Annotated in this window: 17 protein-coding genes; 7 read left to right on the forward strand and 10 right to left on the reverse strand. The window is 63.5% G+C overall.

All coding sequences use genetic code 11. The annotated features are described in order from the left end of the window. Positions 1 to 346: 346 nt before the first annotated feature. From urtD to urtA, 4 genes are all read right to left on the reverse strand, one after another. Positions 347 to 1,102 (reverse strand): urea ABC transporter ATP-binding protein UrtD, encoded by a 756-nt coding sequence (urtD, locus tag C2U70_RS01160; protein ID WP_140976032.1) that lies wholly within the window; start codon positions 1,100 to 1,102, stop codon positions 347 to 349. Positions 1,103 to 1,113: 11 nt separating this feature from the next. Further along, a complete protein-coding gene (urtC, locus tag C2U70_RS01165; RefSeq protein ID WP_140976033.1) occupies positions 1,114 to 2,256 on the reverse strand; it encodes an urea ABC transporter permease subunit UrtC in 1,143 nt (380 codons plus the stop codon). An 18-nt stretch (positions 2,257 to 2,274) separates the two neighbouring features. Continuing rightward, the gene (gene urtB, locus C2U70_RS01170) at positions 2,275 to 3,201 is read right to left on the reverse strand and encodes an urea ABC transporter permease subunit UrtB (protein WP_140976034.1); all 927 of its coding nucleotides are present in this window, start codon (positions 3,199 to 3,201) and stop codon (positions 2,275 to 2,277) included. Between the two features lie 127 nt (positions 3,202 to 3,328). Continuing rightward, positions 3,329 to 4,588: an urea ABC transporter substrate-binding protein gene (gene urtA, locus C2U70_RS01175; RefSeq protein WP_140976035.1), complete on the reverse strand. Its 1,260-nt coding sequence runs from the start codon at positions 4,586 to 4,588 to the stop codon at positions 3,329 to 3,331. A gap of 167 nt (positions 4,589 to 4,755) precedes the next feature. Between urtA and C2U70_RS01180 the strand changes: the two genes are divergently transcribed. Both C2U70_RS01180 and C2U70_RS01185 read left to right on the forward strand, forming a co-directional pair. Then, positions 4,756 to 8,124, forward strand: coding sequence for a hybrid sensor histidine kinase/response regulator (locus C2U70_RS01180; protein WP_140976036.1), 3,369 nt, complete (start codon positions 4,756 to 4,758; stop codon positions 8,122 to 8,124). After that, positions 8,114 to 9,040 (forward strand): response regulator transcription factor, encoded by a 927-nt coding sequence (locus tag C2U70_RS01185; protein ID WP_140976037.1) that lies wholly within the window; start codon positions 8,114 to 8,116, stop codon positions 9,038 to 9,040. The genes C2U70_RS01180 and C2U70_RS01185 overlap by 11 nt, the downstream gene beginning before the upstream one ends. A 162-nt stretch (positions 9,041 to 9,202) precedes the next feature. Here C2U70_RS01185 and C2U70_RS01190 read toward each other — a convergent pair whose 3' ends face one another. Beyond that, positions 9,203 to 10,705 carry a flavin-containing monooxygenase gene (locus C2U70_RS01190; RefSeq protein WP_246666635.1) on the reverse strand — a complete coding sequence of 501 codons (1,503 nt, stop codon included), beginning with the start codon at positions 10,703 to 10,705 and terminating at the stop codon, positions 9,203 to 9,205. 119 nt (positions 10,706 to 10,824) lie between these two features. Beyond that, positions 10,825 to 11,583, reverse strand: a complete 759-nt coding sequence (locus tag C2U70_RS01195; RefSeq protein ID WP_140976039.1) for a S1 family peptidase — start codon at positions 11,581 to 11,583, stop codon at positions 10,825 to 10,827. A gap of 91 nt (positions 11,584 to 11,674) precedes the next feature. On the opposite strand from C2U70_RS01195, the gene C2U70_RS01200 reads away from it, so the two are divergent. Beyond that, on the forward strand, positions 11,675 to 12,310 hold the full coding sequence (locus tag C2U70_RS01200; RefSeq protein ID WP_186293991.1) for an HAD-IA family hydrolase: 636 nt from the start codon (positions 11,675 to 11,677) through the stop codon (positions 12,308 to 12,310). Positions 12,311 to 12,381: 71 nt separating this feature from the next. Here the strand turns inward: C2U70_RS01200 and mtnA are convergent, their stop codons facing one another. The 3 genes from mtnA to C2U70_RS01220 form a co-directional block, all read right to left on the reverse strand. Continuing rightward, positions 12,382 to 13,482: an S-methyl-5-thioribose-1-phosphate isomerase gene (mtnA, locus tag C2U70_RS01205; protein WP_140976040.1), complete on the reverse strand. Its 1,101-nt coding sequence runs from the start codon at positions 13,480 to 13,482 to the stop codon at positions 12,382 to 12,384. A gap of 18 nt (positions 13,483 to 13,500) precedes the next feature. After that, entirely contained in the window at positions 13,501 to 14,376 is an 876-nt protein-coding gene (locus C2U70_RS01210) for an S-methyl-5'-thioadenosine phosphorylase (RefSeq protein WP_140976041.1), read from the reverse strand. A 293-nt stretch (positions 14,377 to 14,669) separates the two neighbouring features. Further along, positions 14,670 to 14,942: a phosphopantetheine-binding protein gene (locus C2U70_RS01220; protein WP_140976042.1), complete on the reverse strand. Its 273-nt coding sequence runs from the start codon at positions 14,940 to 14,942 to the stop codon at positions 14,670 to 14,672. Between the two features lie 329 nt (positions 14,943 to 15,271). Between C2U70_RS01220 and C2U70_RS01225 the strand changes: the two genes are divergently transcribed. From C2U70_RS01225 to C2U70_RS01240, 4 genes are all read left to right on the forward strand, one after another. Continuing rightward, the gene (locus C2U70_RS01225; RefSeq protein WP_140976043.1) at positions 15,272 to 16,492 is read left to right on the forward strand and encodes an acyl-CoA dehydrogenase family protein; all 1,221 of its coding nucleotides are present in this window, start codon (positions 15,272 to 15,274) and stop codon (positions 16,490 to 16,492) included. A gap of 77 nt (positions 16,493 to 16,569) precedes the next feature. After that, entirely contained in the window at positions 16,570 to 17,550 is a 981-nt protein-coding gene (locus C2U70_RS01230; RefSeq protein ID WP_140976044.1) for an amino acid--[acyl-carrier-protein] ligase, read from the forward strand. A 98-nt stretch (positions 17,551 to 17,648) separates the two neighbouring features. After that, on the forward strand, positions 17,649 to 18,521 hold the full coding sequence (locus tag C2U70_RS01235) for an acyl-CoA acyltransferase (RefSeq protein WP_140976045.1): 873 nt from the start codon (positions 17,649 to 17,651) through the stop codon (positions 18,519 to 18,521). 222 nt (positions 18,522 to 18,743) lie between these two features. Continuing rightward, on the forward strand, positions 18,744 to 19,358 hold the full coding sequence (locus tag C2U70_RS01240) for a class I SAM-dependent methyltransferase (RefSeq protein WP_140976046.1): 615 nt from the start codon (positions 18,744 to 18,746) through the stop codon (positions 19,356 to 19,358). Here the strand turns inward: C2U70_RS01240 and C2U70_RS01245 are convergent. Further along, complete coding sequence (locus C2U70_RS01245; protein ID WP_140976047.1) at positions 19,355 to 20,242, reverse strand: branched-chain amino acid aminotransferase; 888 nt, start codon at positions 20,240 to 20,242, stop codon at positions 19,355 to 19,357. The two genes, C2U70_RS01240 and C2U70_RS01245, sit on opposite strands and share 4 nt — an antisense overlap. Positions 20,243 to 20,509: the final 267 nt, after the last annotated feature.

Below are 20,509 nucleotides of genomic sequence, written 5' to 3' on the forward strand. Positions count from 1 at the left end.
GGGTTTGCGTCAGCGAGTACGAAGGGCAGTTTGACGCGCGGAGAGATACCCCTCACCCGGATCGCTTGCGCGATCCGACCTCTCCCACAAGGGGAGAGGTGAACCGTCAGTACCGCCACAGATTCACTCGAAGGCACGAACACTTCCCTTCTCCCCTTGTGGGAGAAGGTGGCGCGGGCGGAGCCCGCGACGGATGAGGGGTCTGCGTCGGCGGATGCGAAGGGCAGTTGAATGCGCGGAGAGATACCCCTCACCCGGATCGCATCTGGCGATGCGATCCGACCTCTCCCACAAGGGGAGAGGTGCACCGCCACTGCCGCAGCAGATTCGCTCGACTTCGTCATGCTCAGTGCCCCAGATAGACTTCGATGACCTTGGGGTCGTTCTTCACCTTCTCCATGGTGCCTTCGGAGAGGATCTGGCCCTGGTGCAGCACGGTGACCTTGTGCGCGATGTCCTCGACGAACTTCATGTCGTGCTCGATCACCAGCACCGAGCGGTTCTTGATGATGCGGTTGAGCAGCTCGGCGGTCTTGGCGCGCTCGGAGACGCTCATGCCGGCGACGGGTTCGTCGAGCATCAGGAGGTCCGGATCCTGGATCAGCAGCATGCCGATCTCGAGCCACTGCTTCTGGCCATGGCTGAGCAGATCGGCGCTCATGTTCAGCTTGTCCTTCAGGAAGATCATCTCGGCGACTTCATGCACGCGATCGCGCACCGCAGCGTCGCGGGTGAAGGTCAGCGCGCCGAACACCGAGCGGCCACGCGGAAAGGAGATCTCCAGATTCTCGAATACGGTGAGATCGTCATAGATCGAGGGGTTCTGGAATTTTCGGCCCACCCCGGCCTTGACGATCTCGTTCTCCTTCATCCGCGTCAGCTCCTTGCTGCGGAACTGGATCGAGCCTGATGTGGCTTTGGTCTTGCCGCAGATCAGGTCGAGCACGGTGGTCTTGCCGGCGCCGTTGGGGCCGATGATGACGCGGATCTCGTTCTCGTCGACATAGAAGGAGAGATCGTTGACCGCCTTGAAGCCGTCGAAGGAGACGGTGAGGCCGGAGACCGCGAGCAGGAAGTCCTTGGGCTGGTGACCGATGAGCATGACCTATCTCCTCACTCCGCGGGCGCGCCGTCGGCGACCGAGCTATCGGTCCAGCCGGCAGGTTTCGATTTGCGCGACGAGATCAGGCGTTCGATGCGCGGCTGCACATAGTCGCCCCAGATCCCGGCAAGGCCGTTCGGGAAGGCCAGCACCACGGCGATGAACAGCCCGCCCAGTCCGAACAGCCAGAGCTCGGGGAAGGATTCCGACAGGCTGGTCTTGGCGAAATTCACCAGCAGCGTGCCGTAGATGGCGCCGAGGATCGACAACCGGCCGCCGACCGCGGTGTAGATCACCATTTCGATCGACGGCACGATGCCGACGAAGGACGGTGACATGAAGCCGACATTGAGGGCGAACATGGCGCCGCCGATCGCGGCGAACACGGCGGCGATGCAGAAGGCGAAGATCTTGAAGTTGGCGACGCTGTAGCCGGAGAAGCGGACCCGGTCCTCCTTTTCGCGCATCGCGACCAGGATGCGTCCGAGCTTGGAGTGCCGGACGAACTGCGCGATCATGATGCAGGCGAACAGGCAGCCGACCTCGAAGAAGTAGAGCACGACCTTGGCGTGGTCGGGACGGATGTCCCAGCCCTTCAGCGTGCGCAGATCGGTCATGCCGTTGATGCCGCCGGTGTAGCCCTGCTGTCCCACGATCAAAATGGTGAGGATCGCGGCGACGGCCTGCGTGATGATCGCAAAGTAGGTACCGCCGACGCGGCGCTTGAACATCGCGGTGCCGATGATCAGCGCAAAGATGCCCGGCACGAGGATGATGGCGGCGATGGTGAAGGTGAGGCTGTTGAAGGGCTTCCAGAACAACGGCAGCGCGGTGATCTGATTCCAGTCCATGAAATCGGGAATGCCCGGCGTCGACTGTATCTTTGTGTTCTCGACACTCGATGCCTCGAGCTTGAGGAACATCGCCATGCAGTAGCCGCCGAGGCCGAAGAACACGCCCTGGCCGAGGCTCAAGATGCCGCCATAGCCCCAGCAGATCACGAGGCCAAGCGCGACGAAGGCGTAGGTCAGGTATTTTGCGACCAGGTTGAGCCGGAAGACGTCGAGCGTGAGCGGCAGGATCACCACCAGGAAGACCGCGAGCACCAGAATTCCGATGAACTCCGAGCGATTGAAGAAGCGATTGTCGGTCATGGCATCAGCCTCTGTTTCTCACTTGCGGACCTTGAGGGCGAACAACCCTTGCGGCCGCAGCATCAGGATTCCGACAACGGCGAGCAGCGTCAGCACCTTGGCCATCGAGCCCGACATGAAGAATTCGAGGGTGGATTGCGTCTGCGAGATCGAGAAGGCCGAGGCGATGGTGCCGAGCAGGCTCGCGGCGCCGCCGAACACGACCACCAGGAAGGTGTCGACGATGTAGAGCTGTCCGGACGTCGGCCCGGTCGAGCCGATCATCGTGAACGCGCTGCCGGCGACGCCGGCGATCCCGCAGCCGAGGCCAAAGGTGTAGCGATCGACCTTTTCGGTGTTGATGCCGACCGCTCCGGCCATGATGCGGTTCTGCACGACGGCGCGCACCTGGCGACCCCAGCGCGACAGATACATGACGTAGGCGACGCCGATGGTGATGAGAACGGTGAGGCACATCACGAAGACGCCGTTGATCGGCACTTCGATGCTCTCGGTGACGTGGAGCGATCCCAGCATCCATTGCGGCAGCTCGACGCCGACCTCGCGTGCGCCGAACACGGAGCGATAGGCCTGCTGCAACATCAGGCTGAGGCCCCAGGTGGCGAGCAGCGTATCGAGCGGACGCTTGTAGAGATGCCGTATCAGCACCCATTCCACCAGCATCCCCAGCGCACCTGAGGCGACGAAGGCCAAAATCATCGCAAGGAAGAAGTAGCCGGCGAACAGGCCCGGCAGATAGGACTGGAAGAGGTTTGAGGTCATCCAGGTGACGTAGGCGCCCAGGATCATGAACTCGCCATGGGCCATGTTGATGACGCCCATCTGGCCGAAGATGATCGCAAGACCGAGCGCCATCAGGACGTAGACCGAGAACAGGATCAGTCCCGCAAAACCCTGCATGACGAAGATGGAGCCAAGGTCGCCAATCGAGTAATCGCCGAACATCGATGTCCTCCGTCGGGGGAAAAAGGGCCCCGCGCCGCAAGCCGGTTCGCGGCGCGGGGGTCTTGGGCATGGACTTGCAATCCACGCCAGGGAGCTGTGTTGAGGAAGCCGCCGCGGGCGCTGCGACTTACTGGTAGCCCTTCGGGAACGGATCCGGCTCGACGAGATCGGCGGTCTCGTAGATCAGCTCGAACTGACCATCGAGCTTGGCGCGTCCCACGCGGGTCTTCGACCAGAGGTGATGGTTCTCGTGGATGCGCACATAGCCTTCCGGCGCGCCCTTGAACTCGATGCCCGGCGAAGCCGCGGCGATCTTGTCCACGTCGAAGGAGCCCGCCTTCTCCACTGTCAACTTCCACAGCCACGGGCCGAGATAGGCAGCCTGGGTGACGTCTCCGATCACGGTCTTCTCGCCCCACATCTTCTTGAACGCAGGCACGAAGGTCTTGTTGTTGGGGTTGTCGAGCGACTGGAAGTACTTCATGCAGGCGTAGGCGCCGGCGATGTTCTCGCCGCCGATGCCGTCGATTTCGTCTTCGGTGACCGAGATCGTCAGCAGCGCCTGCTTGGAGAGGTCGATACCGGCAGCCTTGAGCTGCTTGTAGAACGCGACGTTCGAGCCGCCCACCACGTCGGTGAAGATCACGTCGGGCTTGGTCAGCTTGATCTTGTTGATGACCGAGTTGAACTGCGTCGAACCGAGCGCGTAATACTCCTCGCCGACGACCTTGCCCTTCAGCACGTTCTCGACATGCTTGCGCGCGATCTTGTTCGAGGTGCGCGGCCAGATGTAGTCGGAGCCGATGAAGAAGAAGGTTTTGGCGCCCTTCTCCTTGGCGATCCAGTTCAGGCCGGCGAGAATCTGCTGGGTTGCTTCCTGGCCGGTGTAGATGACGTTCTTGGACTGCTCCAGACCTTCATAGAAGGTCGGGTAGTAGAGCATGCCGTTGTACTGCTCCATGACCGGCAGCACCGCCTTGCGCGAGGCCGAGGTCCAGCAGCCCATGATCGCCGCGACCTTGTCGTTGACGAGCAGCTTCTTGGCCTTTTCGGCAAACGTCGGCCAGTCGCTGGCGCCGTCTTCCTGGATGATCTTGATCTTGCGCCCGAGCACGCCGCCCATGGCGTTGATCTGCTCGATCGCGAGTTTTTCGGCCTCGATCGAGCCGGTTTCCGAGATCGCCATCGTGCCGGTGGCCGAGTGGAGAATGCCGACCGTCACCTCGGTGTCGGTGACGGCAAGGCCGGTCGTGTTGACCGCCGAGGTCGCCGGCGCCTGCGCGAAAGACGTCTTCGGCAGCATCGTGATGGCGGGCAAAGCCGCCATTCCCATCAATAGCTTACGCCGGAATGGCGACAGCAGGCCCTTGTTCGTTTCGTCTGACATGAGCACCCCACCTTGTTTCGAGGACACGCGATTGGTGCGGTGAGGATGGCTCGGATTTGTGCAGCGCACAGATACGCAAGATCGCGTATATTGCACCGCAAAATACCGACGTAGGCTTTTGGTACGGGATTTGCGAGGGCCCTGGCTGGTTCTCAGGAGTGGGGTGAGTGGCAGGGCGGCAGCGAATAGACCGCGTCAGGCGCCAGTACAATCAATGGGTCGCCAACCAGACGCTGGAAGACTACGCGCTGCGCTTCACCGCCAAGAGCGCGCGCCGCTGGTCGGCCGCCCGCGTCGCCAACACGGCGCTCGGCGCGATCTCGTTCCTGGCGATGGAGGCGATCGGCGGCACCATCACCCTCAACTATGGCGTCACCAACGCGGCTGCCGCGATCCTGGTCGTCTCCATCATCATCTTCTGCTGCGGCGTGCCGATTGCCTATTATGCCGCCAGATGCGGCATCGACATCGACCTCCTCACCCGCGGCGCCGGCTTCGGCTATATCGGCTCGACCATCACGTCGCTGATCTACGCCTCCTTCACCTTCATCTTCTTCGCGATCGAAGCCGTGATCCTGGCGTCCGCGCTCGAGATGTGTTTCGGGATTCCGAGGCCTGTCGGCTATCTCATCAGCGCCGTCGTCATCATCCCCTTGGTGGCCTACGGCATCACGCTGATCAGCCGCTTCCAATTGTGGACGCAGCCGCTGTGGATCGTGCTGCACATCCTGCCCTTTGCCGCGATCGCCTGGGCCAATCCGCATTCCTTTGCGGAGTGGCGCAACTTCTCGGGCGAGCACGGCGACTTGAACGGGCATTTCGACCTGCTGCTGTTCGGTGTCGCAGCCTCGGTGGTGTTCTCGCTGGTGGCGCAGATCGGCGAGCAGGTCGACTTTCTGCGCTTCCTGCCGCGCGACCGGCGCGCCTCGCGGGCATCCTGGTGGATCGCGCTGATGAGCGCAGGCCCGGGCTGGATCGTGCTCGGCGCGCTCAAACTGCTGGCGGGGTCGTTCCTCGCCTTCTTCGCGCTCAGCCATGGCGTGCCGCCCGAGGAGGCCGCCGAGCCTGCGCATATGTATCTCGAAGCGTTCCGCTACGTGCTCTCGCAGCCCGACCTCGCACTGGCGCTGACCGGCACGTTCGTGATCCTGTCGCAGGTCAAGATCAACGTCACCAACGCCTATGCCGGCTCGATCGCCTGGTCGAACTTCTTTTCACGCCTGACGCATAGTCATCCCGGCCGCGTGGTCTGGCTGGTGTTCAACGTCATCGTGGCGCTGCTGCTGATGGAGATCGGCGTCTACAAGGCGCTGGAGCAGACGCTGGCGCTCTATTCCAACGTCGCGATCGCCTGGGTCGGTGCGCTCGTGGCCGATCTCGTCATCAACAAGCCGCTCGGGCTGCGGCCGCAGCAGATCGAATTCAAGCGCGCGCATCTCTACGACATCAATCCGGTCGGCGTCGGCGCGATGACGATCGCGACAATCATCTCCATCAGCGCCTTCTACGGCCTGTTCGGGCCGGTCGCGAGCGCATTGTCGGCCTTCATCGCGCTCGCGGTGGCCTTCATCGCCGCACCGCTGATCGCTTGGGCCACCGACGGCAAATACTACATTGCGCGCAAGCCGAAGCGGAGCTGGCAGAACATCGAACAGATCCAGTGCTGTATCTGCGAGCACTCCTTCGAACCGGAGGACATGGCGTCCTGTCCGGCCTATGCCGGGCCGATCTGCTCGCTGTGCTGCTCACTCGATGCGCGCTGCCACGATCTCTGCAAACCGCACGCGCGCGCCGGCGCGCAGGTCTCCGACATGCTCGGAAAGATTTTGCCGCAGCCGATCTATGCGCGGATCAATTCGCAGTTCGGCCATTACATCGGCGTGTTCGTGGTCGCGGCGGGGCTGGTCGCGCTGGTGCTGGGGCTGATCTATCTCCAGACGTCGGCGAATCTGCATGACAACATGCTCGTCTCCAACGTGCTCTGGAAGGTGTTCTTCTCGCTCAGCATCATCATCGGCGTGGTCGCCTGGCTGTTCGTGCTGGCGCAGCAAAGCCGCCGCGCCGCCGAGGCCGAGACGCGACGGCAGACGGCGCTGCTGATCCAGGAGATCGACGCCCACAAGCGCACCGATGCCGAACTGCAGCGCGCCAAGGAGGTCGCCGAATCCGCCAACCTCGCCAAGAGCCGCTATGTGGTGGGCCTCAGCCACGAGCTGCGCTCGCCGCTCAATGCCATCAGCGGCTATGCCCAGCTCCTGGAGCAGGACGCGACGCTGCAGACCAAACCGCGCGACCAGGTGCGCGTCGTCCGCCGCAGCGCCGATCACCTCTCCGGCCTGATCGACGGCATTCTGGACATCTCCAAGATCGAGGCGGGTCGGCTGTATTTGTCGCGCGACGAGGTGCGCCTAAGCGAATTCCTGGATCAGCTCGTCGGCATGTTCCGCCTGCAGGCCGCGGCCAAAGGCATCGACTTCGTGTTCCGGCGGCCGGCCGTGCTGCCGGTCGTGGTCTATGCCGACGAAAAACGGCTGCGGCAGATTTTGATCAATTTGCTCTCCAATGCGATCAAGTTCACGCAGACCGGCAGCGTCAATTTCGTGGTGCATTACCGCAGCCCCGTCGCCGAGTTCGAGGTGACCGACACCGGCCCCGGCATTCGCAGCGACGATCTCGAACGCATCTTTGCACCCTTCGAACGCGGCGCGCTCGGCGTCTCGCAGCCGCAGAGCGGCACCGGGCTGGGGCTCACCATCAGCCGCCTGCTCGCGGGCGTGATGGGCGGCGACATCAAGGTGACCAGCACGGTCGGGACCGGCAGCACGTTCAAGGTGAAGATTTTGCTGTCGGAGGTGACCAATCCCCGCCGTACCGCGCCGGTGGCGGCGCCGGTCTCCGGCTATCACGGCGCGCGCAAGACGATTTTGGTCACCGACGACGACCCCGTGCATCGCGACCTCCTGCGCGAGGTGCTGGCGCCGCTCGGATTCATCCTGCTCAGCGCAACCGACGGCCCCGGGTGCATCGCGCTGGCGCAGCACTGCCGGCCCGATCTGTTCCTGCTCGACATCTCCATGCCCGGCATGGACGGCTGGAAGGTCGCGGAGACATTGCGCGCCGACGGTCATCACCAGGCGCGCATCCTGATGGTGTCGGCGAGCGCGCTGGAAGCGCACGGCACGCCGCTGGCGCAAACGTTCCATGACGGCTATCTGATGAAGCCGATCGACATTCCAAAGCTGCTGGAGACCGTCCGGCAGCTCCTCAAGCTCGAATGGCAATACGGCTCGGACGAGATCGTCGTGCCGCTATGGCGTCCCGACGTCGGCACGCGGCCGCCGGTGAGGCATATCGAGGAGCTGATCGGCCTCGGCCAGATCGGCTACGTCAAGGGCATCCAGTTGAAGCTGGACGAGCTCGGCAGCGAGCACCCCGAACACGCCGATTTCGTCGCGCAGATGCGTTTCCTGGTCGACCGCTTCGATCTCGACCAGTACATGGCCACATTGAAGACATTGCACGCGTATGAACACTGAGCCGAAGAAGCGCGACGTCGCGCTCGTTGTCGACGACTCGCCGGAAACCTTGCGGTTGCTCACCGACGCGCTCGACGGCGCCGGCATGACCGTGATGGTCGCGCTCGACGGCGCCAGCGCCATGCGCATCGTCGACCAGATCACGCCCGACATCGTGCTGCTGGACGCGGTGATGCCGGGCATGGACGGGTTCGAGACCTGCCGGCGGCTGAAGCGCGATTCGGGGCTCGACAACGTTCCCGTGATCTTCATGACGGGGCTCGCCGAGACCGAGCACATCGTGCGCGGGCTCGAAGCCGGCGGCGTCGATTATGTGACCAAGCCGATCGTGATCGAGGAGATGCTGGCGCGCATCCGCGTGCATCTCGCCAATGCGCGGCTGACGCAGAGCGCACGCGCCGCGCTCGACGTCTCCGGACGTTTTCTTTTTGCGGTCAGCAAGCAGGGCAAGGTGCTGTGGGCGACGCCGCAGGCGCAGAAGCTTTTGGCCGATCACCACGGCGCGAGCGCGAGCGACGACATCGGCCTCCCGGCCTCGATGCTGCAATGGCTGGAGCAGGCCAACAAGGGCCGCAGCGGCGCCAAGGCGCAGGCCGCCTCGCTCCCCGACAATCCGCAGCTCCGGCTCTATTACATGGGCGAGCTCGCCCCGAACGAGGTCTTGCTGCGGCTCTCCAAGGAATCCGGCACCGCACTGCCGCCGGAATTTTCCAGCGAGCTCGGCCTCACCACCCGCGAGGGCGAGGTGCTGGCCTGGCTCAGCAAGGGCAAGACCAACCGCGACATCGCGCAAATTTTGGGGTTAAGCCCGCGCACGGTGGACAAGCACCTGGAGCAGATCTACGCAAAGCTCGGCGTGGAGAACCGCACCGCGGCGGCGGCGGTGGCGACGAATGCGACGAGGCGGAATTCCTGATCACAATCTCGCCATCGTCCCGGACAAGCGCAGCGAAGCGGCGCGCCGATCCAGGACCCATTACCCCGGGAAACAGTTTGACGAAGACTCGGGGTTACCACTTCGCGCCACATCTTCTCCCTGGGGTAATGGGTCCTGGCTTTCGCCAGGACGACATTGCCCTCACTTATAAACAAACGCCGCATCATCGAGATCCGCCTTCGGGATCTCGTCCTTCTCGGTCCAGTAATCCTGGCTGTGCTGCCATTCCGGCTTGTCGCCGCGCTTGGGCAACAGGTTCATGTTGCGCATCATGTAGCCGGGGTTGAAGTTCTCCGGATCGATCCAGGGCAGGATCGGCATGTTGTGGTCTTCGGGGCGCAGCTTCACCTCGACCTTCTTGGCGCCCTTCTTTTTCATGTGTCCGAGCAGGCGGCAGACGAAATCGGCGACGAGATCGACGCGCAGGGTCCAGCTTGCGCGGAAATAGCCGAACACCCAGACCATGTTCGGCACGCCCGTGAACATCATGCCGCGATAGGTGACGGTGTTGCCGAAATCGAGCGGCTTGCCGTCGATCTCGAAGGCGATGTCGCCGAGCGTGCAGAGATTGAAGCCGGTCGCGGTGACGACGATGTCGGCCTCCAGCAGCTTGCCGGATTTGAGCTGGATGCCGTTCTCGACGAAGCATTCGATCTCGTCGGTGACGACGGACGCCTTGCCGCTGGCAATGCCCTTGAACAGGTCGGCGTCAGGCACAAAGGCGATGCGCTGCCGCCACGGGCGGTAGCTCGGCGTAAAATGCTTGTCGACGTCATAGTCCGGACCGAGGATCGCAGCGATCTGGCCGATCAGCTCCTTCTTGACCGCTTCCGGATTGGAGATGCAGAGCTTCGTGAACGCGTCCTGCTCGAACAGGATCTTTCGCCGGACGATCTCGTGGATCCATTCCTCGTCGACTTGCAGCCGGCGCAGCTCTTCCGCGATCTCGATGGCGTTGCGGCCGATCCGGAAATAGGTCGGCGATCGCTGCAGCATGGTGGCGTGCGCGCATTTGTCGGCGATGCTCGGCAACAGCGTCGCCGCGGTCGCGCCGGAGCCGATCACCACGACCTTCTTGTTGGTGAGATCGAGATCATCCGGCCAGGTCTGCGGATGCACGATGCGGCCCTTGAAGCGCTCGGTGCCCTTCCATTCCGGCGTGTAGCCTTCGGAGTGGCGGTAATAGCCCTGGCACATCCAGAGGAAGTTTGCGGTGAACATTCTGAGTTCGCCGCTATCGGTCGTGACGGCTTCGATGGTCCAGAGATTTGTCTCGCTCGACCAGCTCGCGGAATTGATCTTGTGCTTGTAGCGGATGTGTTTTGCGAGATCGTTGTCCTCGATCACGTCGTTCATGTAGTCGAGGATCTCTTCGGCGGTTGCGATCGGCGGGCCGACCCAGGGCTTGAAGCGATAGCCGAAGGTGTGGAGGTCGCTGTCGGAGCGGATGCCGGGATAGCGATGCGTGATCCAGGTGCCGCCAAAACTCTCCTTCGTCTCCAGGATAACGAAGCTCGTGCCGGGAAGCTGCTTGGTCAGGTGATACGCGCTGCCGATGCCGGAAATGCCGGCGCCGACGATCAACACGTCGAAATGTTCGGAAGCTTGCTTTTTGCTCGTGGCCGAGCGAACGGCGACATTCATTGTTGGCTTTGCTTTCTTTATCCGTCGTCCGTTTTTCGGACGGCGCGTTTCCTCCGCGACAGGCATCGTCGCCCATCGCGCTTCCTTCGCAAAATGACATAGATCAATTCGCGATCAAATCACAACGCCGCACCCCAGCTCCGCGCTGTCTGCAGTATCCAGTCGCGATAGAGCGTGAGCGGCGTGACGCCGGTCAATCCGCCGCAGCCGTCGCTGCCGTTCGGCCCCGTCGACCAGCTGATGACACCGATGATAGCGGGACCATTTGGCTTGTCCTCGATCACCGGACCGCCGGAATCCCCGGTGCAGGCGCCGATTCCGGCGCTGCTCCCGTTAGTTACGGGATCGACGAGGCGAATCTGGAGCGTGCCGGGCTTGCCTGTCGCGACGAGGCTAGCGACGCGCGTCGCACCGCCGCTCTTGCCGTCACCGCGCACGGTGACGCCGATGCCGGCGATGGTAAAACGGCTGCCGACCTGAATTGGAATCTGCGGCGTGCCGACTGCGACCGTCGATTTTCCTTTCAGTGGAATTTCCAACTGCAGCAGCGCGACATCGGCAGTGGCTCGATGCGACTGCATCGCCTGCATGTTGAAGCCGGGATGGATCGCGATCGCGCGGATATTTTGCAGCTCCGGTTTGCCGTCGGCGCCGGTGGCGACGATCTTGTAATCGGCGCCCGGCTGCACGCAATGCGCGACCGTGAGAACGATTTTTGGCGCGATCAGGCTGCCGCTGCAGAAGTTTCCGCGCGAGCCGACGATGGTGACGACCGCGCGCGCAACGCCCTCCGTCTGCGGCGTGCCGCCATTGACGATGGCATGGGCCGGCGCGGCGAGCAGCAGCGCGGCGATGGTCAGGAGTTTCGCGGTCTTCATGGGGACTTGGCATAGCCGCTCGCAACGCTTCGGGCTAGTCCCGCCCGCAATCGCATGCTAGCCGTCGTCTGAAACATGCGAGGATACGACAGTGGCGATCGAGGCGGTGATCTGGGATTTTGGCGGTGTGCTGACGACCTCGCCGTTCGAGGCGTTTTCGCGGTTCGAGACCGAGCGCGGCCTGCCCGCCGACATCATCCGGCGCACCAATGCCGCCAATCACCTCGAAAACGCCTGGGCAAAATTCGAGCGCGCCGAAGTGGACATCGAAACCTTCGATCATTTATTCGCGGCGGAATCGCTCGCGCTCGGCGCCGAGGTGCGCGGTCGCGACGTGCTGCCGCTGCTGCAGGGCGACCTTCGGCCGGAAATGGTCGAGGCGCTGAAGCGCATCAAGGCGCAGCACAAGACCGGCTGCATCACCAACAATCTGCCGGCCAACGCGATCGGCAGCAGGACCGGGCGCTCACTTTACGTCGCCGAGGTGATGGTGCTGTTCGACCACGTCATCGAGTCAGCCAAGATCGGCCTGCGCAAGCCCGACCCGCGCATTTACCAGATGATGGTCGAGACGCTGAAGGTGGATCCGACACGGTGCGTCTATCTCGACGATCTCGGCGTGAATTTGAAGCCGGCGCGCGAGATGGGGATGACGACGATCAAGGTCACGAGCGGCGCGCAGGCGATCGCGGAGCTTGAGGCTGCGACGGGGATGAAGCTGCGGTAGTGACGTAGCCCGCATGAAGCGCAGCGCAATGCGGGACCAGCGGCCCCGGATTACGCTTCGCTCCATCCGGGCTACGCCCGTGCAATCCGCTCCGGAAACGCGGCCGCGAGCGACGCGCGGTCGGGCTTCAGCACACCGCGTTCGGTGATCAGGCCGGTCACCAGCCGCGCCGGTGTCACGTCGAAGGCATAGTTCGCGACCGGCGATCCCTTGGGCACGATGCGCACCGTCTCGAGGCGACCGTCTGCGGTGCGGCCGGTCATGTCGGTGACCTCCGTGCCGCTGCGCTGCTCGATCGGAATATCCCTGATGCCATCATTGACGGCGAAATCGATCGTCGGCGACGGCAGCGCGACGTAGAACGGCACGTTGTTGTCGTGCGCGGCGAGCGCCTTGAGATAGGTGCCGATCTTGTTGCAGACGTCGCCATTGGCGGCAACGCGGTCGGTGCCGACGATGGCGAGATCCACCATGCCGTGCTGCATCAGGTGACCGCCGGTGTTGTCGGGGATGACCGTGTGCGGCACGCCGTGATGGCCGAGCTCCCAGGCGGTGAGCGAGGCGCCCTGGTTGCGGGGCCGCGTCTCGTCGACCCAGACATGAACCTTGATGCCGCGCTCATGCGCGAGATAGATCGGCGCCGTTGCGGTGCCCCAGTCGACGGTCGCAAGCCAGCCGGCATTGCAATGGGTCAGCAGATTGACGGTCTCGCCGCGCTTCTTCGCGGCGATCGCCTCGATCAGCGCAAGACCGTTGCGGGCAATGCCCCGGTTGATCTCGACATCCTGTTCGGCGATCTCGTCGGCGCGCGCGTAGGCGGCTTCCGCACGTTCTTCCGGATCGACTGGCGCAAGCGCTGTGCGCATCTCGTCCAGCGCCCATTTCAGATTGATCGCCGTTGGCCGCGTCACGATGAGGGTGTCGTAGCCACGCTTCAAGCCGGCATCGGAACTGTCCTCGCGCATCGCGAGCGCCATGCCATAAGCCGCGGTCGCTCCGATCAGCGGCGCGCCGCGCACCAGCATGTCGCGGATTGCGACCGCCGCGTCCTCGCAGGTGGTCAGCTTCGCAACAATGAACTCATGCGGCAGCCGGCGCTGATCGATCGCTCCGACCGACCAGCCGTCGCGCTCGCGCCAGATGCTGCGATAATGCTTGCCGTCGACCTTCATCGCGCCTCACTTCCAGCCTTAGCCGCGCAGAATGCGTCCCGCGACCGCATCGAGCTTTTTCAACAGCTCCGGATCGCGCGCCTCCGGTGCCGTGATCAGGGCGGTGTCGAGCGCGCGGTCGGAGCCGATCGGGCACGGCTCGTGCTCGCGCGGAAAATCCCTGGCCAACCGGGCCACCAGCGCTTTCGCGCGGTCCGCGTTCGACGTCAGCACGCGGATGATATCCTGGACCGTGACGGCATCATGGTCGGGATGCCAGCAATCGAAATCGGTCACCATGGCGACGGTCGCGTAACAGATCTCCGCTTCGCGCGCGAGCTTGGCCTCGGGCATGTTGGTCATGCCGATCACGGAATAGCCTGCCGTCTTGTAGGTCATGCTCTCGGCATAGGTCGAGAATTGCGGCCCTTCCATGCAAACATAGGTGCCGCCCCGCGCGATCGCGATGCCTTCGGCGTCCGCGGCCGCGGCGAGGTGAATGCGCAGCCGCGGCGACACCGGATGCGCCATCGAGACGTGCGCGACGCAACCTTTGCCGAAGAACGAGCTCTCGCGCTTGTGGGTGCGGTCGATGAACTGGTCGACGAGCACGAAGGTGCCCGGCGGCATCTCCTCCTTGAAGGAACCGCAGGCCGACAGCGAAATCAACGACGTCACGCCGGCGCGCTTCAGCACGTCGATATTGGCGCGATAGTTGATGTCGGAGGGCGACAGACGATGGCCCTTGTCGTGCCGCGGCAGGAACACGATCGGCAGGCCGGCGATGCTGCCGCGTCGCACGGGCGCGGAAGGCTCACCCCACGGGCTCTTGATCGCCTCTTCGCGCGCGTTTTCGAGTCCCGGCAGGTCATAAATGCCGGAGCCGCCGATGATGCCCAATACCGCCTGCGCCATGAATGCTCCACCCGTGTGTATGGGGAGAAGCTATGCCAGTTTTGGGAGGGATTTGGAACGGGGGATGGTGCTGGCCTGACTATCAGGAGCGCTGAGGCGCTTCACACCCTCGGTGTCGTCCTGGCGAAAGCCAGGACCCATTACCCCAGGGAGAAGTTTGGCGAAGACTGGTCGTTCGGTACGACTACCATCCGCAATCGATAGATTCCGCGGTATGGGCCCTGGCCTTCGCCAGGACGACGCCGGGGAGGTACAGTCGCGTACCTCGCTCGCAGTTCTTCCGGCGAGGCGGACTACGCCGCCTTCACCGGCTGCAACTGGCTCACCACCATGCGCAGCAGCGAGTCCACCGACTGGAAGTTCTCCGGGGTGATCTCTCCTTGCGGGATCGTGAAGTCGAACTCGGCTTCGACGCCCAGCATCAGGTTGACCATGTCCATCGAGGTCAGGCCGATGTCGACGAGGCGCGCGGCCGGGGTGACGTCGGCGGACAGCGAATTCTGCGCGAGGATGCCCGCGACCAGCTTGATAATGCGATTCTGAACGTCGGTCTCGAACGCCTGCATCTGTATGCTCCCTTATTATCCCCGGCCGATGATTCCTGGGCCGGTCCGGCAATTGGGCGGCACCATAGCCGCGCTGTCTTAGGAAACGATGACTCACGTTGAATAAAATTGGACTTCTTAGAAATCGCTAACGCGATGTTAGGAATTCGGGGGCGCCTGCAAACCAGACCTTAACTGTTCGCTCCGAATGAATTTTGTTTACCCTCAATTTCGTCGACGAATTTGAATTAAATCCGTAGCCTCTGGTTCCAAGCAAACATGGTCGGATGATCGTTCACGCATCGGCTGATGCCGATCGATCTCGAACGACAAAGCAGAGGCGGACAGTCATGAACGTGCGTGAAGCAACCCTTCAACCTGCCGACGACGCCCAGGCGAGCTTTCTGGACCGGGTGCCGTCGCTCGTCGAACGCGCCGGCAAGATGGCCAAGGCGGCCGCGGCCGATGCCGAAGCCGTGGACCGCGAAGCCCGCTTTCCGCACAAGGCATTTGACGTCGCGCGCGAGGAAAAGCTGCTCGGCATCATGATCCCGGTCGAGTTCGGCGGCTTTGGCGGCTCGATCTACGACGTCACCGACGTCTGCTACACGCTGGGACGCGCATGCGCCTCCACCGCGATGATCTATGCGATGCACCAGACCAAGGTCGCCTGCATCGTTCGCCACGGCCATGGCATTCCCTGGATGGAAACCATGATGCGCCGGGTCGGTCGCGACCAGTGGCTTCTGGCGTCCTCCACCACCGAAGGGCAGAACGGCGGCAACATCCGCTCCAGCGCCGCCGCCGTCGGCCACGACAACGACATGATCTCGCTGCTGCGCGATGCGACCGTAATCTCCTACGGCGCCGAGGCCGACGGTCTCGTGACCGTCGCGCGCCGCGCCAATGATGCCGCCTCCTCCGACCAGGTGCTGCTGGCGCTCGCCAAGGACGACTATTCGCTCAAGCGCACGCTCGGCTGGGAAACGCTCGGCATGCGCGGCACCTGCTCGACCGGGTTCGAGCTCCGGGTCGACTGCCCGGCCGATCGCGTCTTCCCCGAGGGCTATGACAAGATCCACAGCCAGACCATGACGCCGTTTGCGCATCTGTGCTGGTCGTCGGCCTGGGCCGGCGTCGCCGCTGCCGCGGTCGAACGTGCGCAGGCTTTCATCCGCAAGGCGGCCCGCTCATCCGGCGGACAGATGCCCCCGGCCGCCGCGCACTTCACCGCCGCAAAAATGTCGCTGGCGAGGCTCCGCGCGCTCATCGCCTCGAATGTCAGTGCTTTTGCCCGTCACGAGCATGACGAGCGGGCGCTCGGCTCGCTGGACTTCCAGTCCTCGATCACGCTTCTGAAGGTCCAGGCCTCCGAGCTCGCGGTCGAGACCGTGATGCATGCAATGCGCACGACCGGCCTCTCCGGCTATCGCAACGACGGCGACTTCACCATGGGCCGCCATCTGCGCGACATCCTCTCCTCGCCGATCATGATCAACAACGACCGCATTCTCGCCAATGCGGCGACCTCCACGCTGATGAGCGGCGTGCCCGCCAGCCTTCACGACTAAAGAGCCGCCACGATCAAGCGCCTTAACGACCAACAAAGCCTTCAAGAAGAAAAAATCAGATAGCAGGAATTGAAGCCATGAACGTCGCCGTTCTCCCCAGTTCGCCCAGCACCGCGCCTGACGCCGCCGATCCGCTCGATCATCTCACGGAAAAACTGTTTCACCGCATGGGCGCCGACGGCGTCTATGCGCGCACCGCGCTCTATGAGGACATGGTGGAACGGCTGGCCGCACTGATCAGCCGGCATCGCGAAGCCGGCACCGAGGTGATGCGCTTTCCCCCGGTGATGAGCCGCACGCAGCTCGAGAAATCCGGCTATCTCAAGAGCTTTCCGAACCTGCTCGGCTGCGTCTGCGGCCTGCACGGCACCGAGCGCGAGATCAACGCCGCGGTGAGTCGCTTCGATGCCGGCGGCGACTGGACCTCGTCGCTCTCCCCCGCCGACCTCGTGCTGTCGCCGGCGGCCTGCTATCCCGTCTATCCGATCGCGGCGAGCCGCGGCCCGTTGCCGAAGGGCGGCCTGCGCTTCGACGTCGCCGCGGATTGCTTCCGCCGCGAACCGTCAAAGCATCTCGACCGGCTGCAGTCGTTCCGGATGCGCGAATATGTCTGCATCGGCAGCCCCGACGACGTCGCCGATTTCCGCGAGCGCTGGATGGTGCGCGCGCAGGCGATCGCCCGCGACCTCGGACTGACCTTCCGCGTCGACTATGCCAGCGATCCCTTTTTCGGCCGCGTCGGCCAGATGAAGGCGGTCAGCCAGAAGCAGCAGCAGCTCAAGTTCGAGCTCCTGATTCCGCTGCGCTCGGAAGAGCAGCCGACGGCCTGCATGAGCTTCAACTATCACCGCGAGCATTTTGGCACGACCTGGGGCATCCAGGACGCCAATGGCGAGCCCGCGCATACCGGTTGCGTCGCCTTCGGCATGGACCGGCTTGCGGTCGCGATGTTCCACACCCACGGCACCGATCTCTCGACCTGGCCCGCCAAGGTCCGCGACATTTTGGGACTTCAGCCGCAGGTCGCGGTCGATGCCCATGGCGAGGGCTGGCGCTAGGCCGAAAGGCCTGCCCGGATTTTTGTCTTGACGCGTTTTCTTCACGCGAACCGGGATCCACTTCGCTCGAAAACGCTTTGTGAACAGGCAACACCAACATGGCGCAGACCATGGTCCGATGCCGCGAAATCAGGGAGTCCGACGTCGATGCCGTCGCGGACTTGCTGACGCGCGGCTTCGGCCGGTCCCGCGCCTATTGGATGCAGGGTCTGCAGCGCCAGGCGTTGCGTAACATGCCAGAAGGCTATCCCCGCTTCGGCTACATGCTCGATCATGACGGTGCGCCGGTCGGCGTGCTGTTGCTGCTCTACACGGCGCGCAAGGAGGGCGGCGAGACCGCGATCCAGTGCAATCTGTCGAGCTGGTATGTTGAGCCTGATTTCCGCAACTACGCGACCATGCTGACCAAGGTCGCGCAGCGGCACAAGGACGTCACCTATCTCAACATCAGCCCGGCGACCAAGACCTGGCCGATCATCGAGACGCAGGGCTTTCGCTCCTATTGCAGCGGATTGTTCTTCTCGTTCCCACTGCTGGCACCGGCACGACCCGACGTTGCGGTCGAGATCGTCTCTGCCGACGCGACAGGGATCGACGACATATCGGCGGCGGAAGTCGAACTGCTCACGCGCCACGCCCGGTATGGCTGCCTGAGCCTGGTGTGCCGCACGGCGGATGGCGCATTCCCCTTCATCCTGCAACCGATGCGCATCCGCCGCGGCTGGATCGCGCCGCCGGTGATGCAGCTGATCTATTGCCGCGACATCGCCGACTACGTCGCCTGCGCGAGCGCCATCGGCCGCGTGGTGCTGCGGCATGGCAAGATCTCGGTGAGCCTCGATTCCAACGGGCCGATCGCAGGGCTCGCCGGCATCTACACCGAGGCCCGCGGGCGGAAATATTTCAAAGGCCCAAAACCGCCGCGGCTTGCCGATCTCACGGATACGGAGTTGGTGCTGTACGGGCCGTGAGGGACGCGTAAGCGGCGGCCCGCTCTCCGCAGTCGTCCTGGCGAAAGCCAGGACCCATTACCACCAGCGGGAATTGCTTTCGGGATCGTTGTTCCCCCACCCGTCGCACCACGAGCACTCGGGGTAATAGGTCCTGGCTTTCGCCAGGACGACGTTGGAGAGGCATCGCGCCTCCCGCAAGCTCGGAAAGCGTGGTAAAAACTACCATCCCGGAGCCACCCCATGTCCACCCGCAGCACCCATTGGGAAAACGTCTACGCGACCAAGGGCGAGACTGAGGTGAGCTGGTTTCAGGACTCCCCCGCCATCTCGCTCGCGTTAATCAAGGCCGCAAATCCCGACCCCACGGCAGCTATCATCGACATCGGCGGCGGCGCGTCGCGGCTGGTCGATTGTTTGTTGCAGGAGGGATACCGCTCGCTCGCCGTGCTCGACCTCTCCGCCAATGCGCTGGAGGCCGCCAAGGCACGGATCGGTCCGGCCGCGTCAAGCGTCGACTGGATCGTGTCCGACGTCACGACGTGGCGGCCGACAAAATCCTACGACGTCTGGCACGACCGCGCGGCGTTCCATTTTTTGACCGAGCCCCGCGACCGGGCGGCCTATGTCGAACGCCTGCAATCGGCCGTCCGCCCCGGCGGAGCGGTCATCATCGGCACGTTTGCCCTCGATGGCCCCGAAAAATGCAGCGGCCTGCCGGTGCAACGCTACGACGGCAAGAGCCTCGCGGTGGAGCTCGGCGCGTCATTCGAGCTGATCGAGACGCACAGCGAGATCCACAGCACGCCGTGGAAATCGACCCAGGCGTTCCAGTTCAGCCGATTCCGGAAGATCTAAGCCGCCAGCCGCACCGCGTGCGCAAAATCCCAATAGAGCTTTCGCGCCTTGGTGTAGAACGGGCCCGGCTGGAGCTGGCGATCGTCGATGCGGATGACGGGCGCGACTTTTGCAAAGTTGCCGGTCGAGAAAATCTCGTCGGCGGTCTGGAAATCGGCATAGCGCAGCGTCGCCTCGACGACGGTGACGCCGTCGCCGCGCAGCAGCGAGATCACGCGCTGGCGGGTGATGCCGTTGAGGAAGGTGCCGTTCGGCGCCGGCGTATAGACGATGCCGTCCTTGGCCATGAACACGTTGGAATTGCCGAACTCCGCGACATTGCCGAGCATGTCGAGCATCAGGGCGTTCTGAAAACCGCGCGAGGCGGCCTCGGCCAGCGCACGCGAATTGTTCGGGTAGAGGCACGCCGCCTTGGCATCGACCGGCGCGCTTTCGGCGGTCGGCCGGCGGAACGGCGACAGCGTGATCGCGTTACCGACCGGCTTCGGCATCGGCGCCTCGTAGATGCACAGGCACCAGTTGGTGGTTTCGGGGTCGAACAGCACGCCGCCACCCGAGCCGTTCTCGGCCCAGTACATCGGGCGGACGTAGAGCTCGGCCTTCGGCGCAAAGCGGGCAATGCCTTCACGCGCGAGCGACAGCCAGGTGTCGGTCTCGACGACCGGCTTCAAGCCAAAATTGATCGCGGATTGATTGGCGCGGGCGCAGTGGCGGTCGAGATCGGGAGCGACGCCTTCAAAAGCGCGCGCGCCGTCAAAAATGACCGAGCCCAGCCAGGCGCCATGCGTGCGCGGCCCCATGATCGGGACGTTACCGTCGTGCCATTGCCCCTCGAAGAAGGTCCAGCTCGGCGAGTATTCGATGGGTTTCTTGATCTCGGCCATGAACGGGCTCTCCTTAAAATTCGTCGCTGGCATAGTACCGTAATGTGGCGGCACTATTGTCCCAATTTCTAAAGGATTCGCTGCGGTTTTCACCCTCTCCCCTTGTGGGAGAGGGTGGCTTCGCGGTAGCGAAGCCGGGTGAGGGGTCTCTCTCCGCGAACTCACCTGTGGAGAGAACCCCTCATCCGGCGCCGTAGCCGAAGCTTCGCTTCGGCGTTCTTAAGAACGGCGGCCGGAAGGCCGCCTATGCCACCTTCTCCCACAAGG

The sequence above is a fragment of the Bradyrhizobium guangdongense genome, from assembly GCF_006483445.1.
GTDB lineage: Bacteria > Pseudomonadota > Alphaproteobacteria > Rhizobiales > Xanthobacteraceae > Bradyrhizobium > Bradyrhizobium guangdongense_A.

Bases quoted from the DNA above. Each gene is read 5' to 3' on its own strand.
- C2U70_RS01220 (WP_140976042.1), bottom strand. From the start codon at position 14,942: ATGCAGGCGTTCGAGACCGACGTTCAGAATCGCATTATCAAGCTGGTC.
- C2U70_RS01245 (WP_140976047.1), bottom strand. From the start codon at position 20,242: ATGGCCGAGATCAAGAAACCCATCGAATACTCGCCGAGCTGGACCTTC.
- C2U70_RS01225 (WP_140976043.1), top strand. From the start codon at position 15,272: ATGAACGTGCGTGAAGCAACCCTTCAACCTGCCGACGACGCCCAGGCG.
- mtnA (WP_140976040.1), bottom strand. From the start codon at position 13,482: ATGAAGGTCGACGGCAAGCATTATCGCAGCATCTGGCGCGAGCGCGAC.
- C2U70_RS01230 (WP_140976044.1), top strand. From the start codon at position 16,570: ATGAACGTCGCCGTTCTCCCCAGTTCGCCCAGCACCGCGCCTGACGCC.
- C2U70_RS01190 (WP_246666635.1), bottom strand. From the start codon at position 10,705: ATGAATGTCGCCGTTCGCTCGGCCACGAGCAAAAAGCAAGCTTCCGAA.
- C2U70_RS01235 (WP_140976045.1), top strand. From the start codon at position 17,649: ATGGCGCAGACCATGGTCCGATGCCGCGAAATCAGGGAGTCCGACGTC.
- C2U70_RS01240 (WP_140976046.1), top strand. From the start codon at position 18,744: ATGTCCACCCGCAGCACCCATTGGGAAAACGTCTACGCGACCAAGGGC.
- C2U70_RS01185 (WP_140976037.1), top strand. From the start codon at position 8,114: ATGAACACTGAGCCGAAGAAGCGCGACGTCGCGCTCGTTGTCGACGAC.
- C2U70_RS01210 (WP_140976041.1), bottom strand. From the start codon at position 14,376: ATGGCGCAGGCGGTATTGGGCATCATCGGCGGCTCCGGCATTTATGAC.
- urtA (WP_140976035.1), bottom strand. From the start codon at position 4,588: ATGTCAGACGAAACGAACAAGGGCCTGCTGTCGCCATTCCGGCGTAAG.
- C2U70_RS01195 (WP_140976039.1), bottom strand. From the start codon at position 11,583: ATGAAGACCGCGAAACTCCTGACCATCGCCGCGCTGCTGCTCGCCGCG.
- urtD (WP_140976032.1), bottom strand. From the start codon at position 1,102: ATGCTCATCGGTCACCAGCCCAAGGACTTCCTGCTCGCGGTCTCCGGC.
- urtC (WP_140976033.1), bottom strand. From the start codon at position 2,256: ATGACCGACAATCGCTTCTTCAATCGCTCGGAGTTCATCGGAATTCTG.
- urtB (WP_140976034.1), bottom strand. From the start codon at position 3,201: ATGTTCGGCGATTACTCGATTGGCGACCTTGGCTCCATCTTCGTCATG.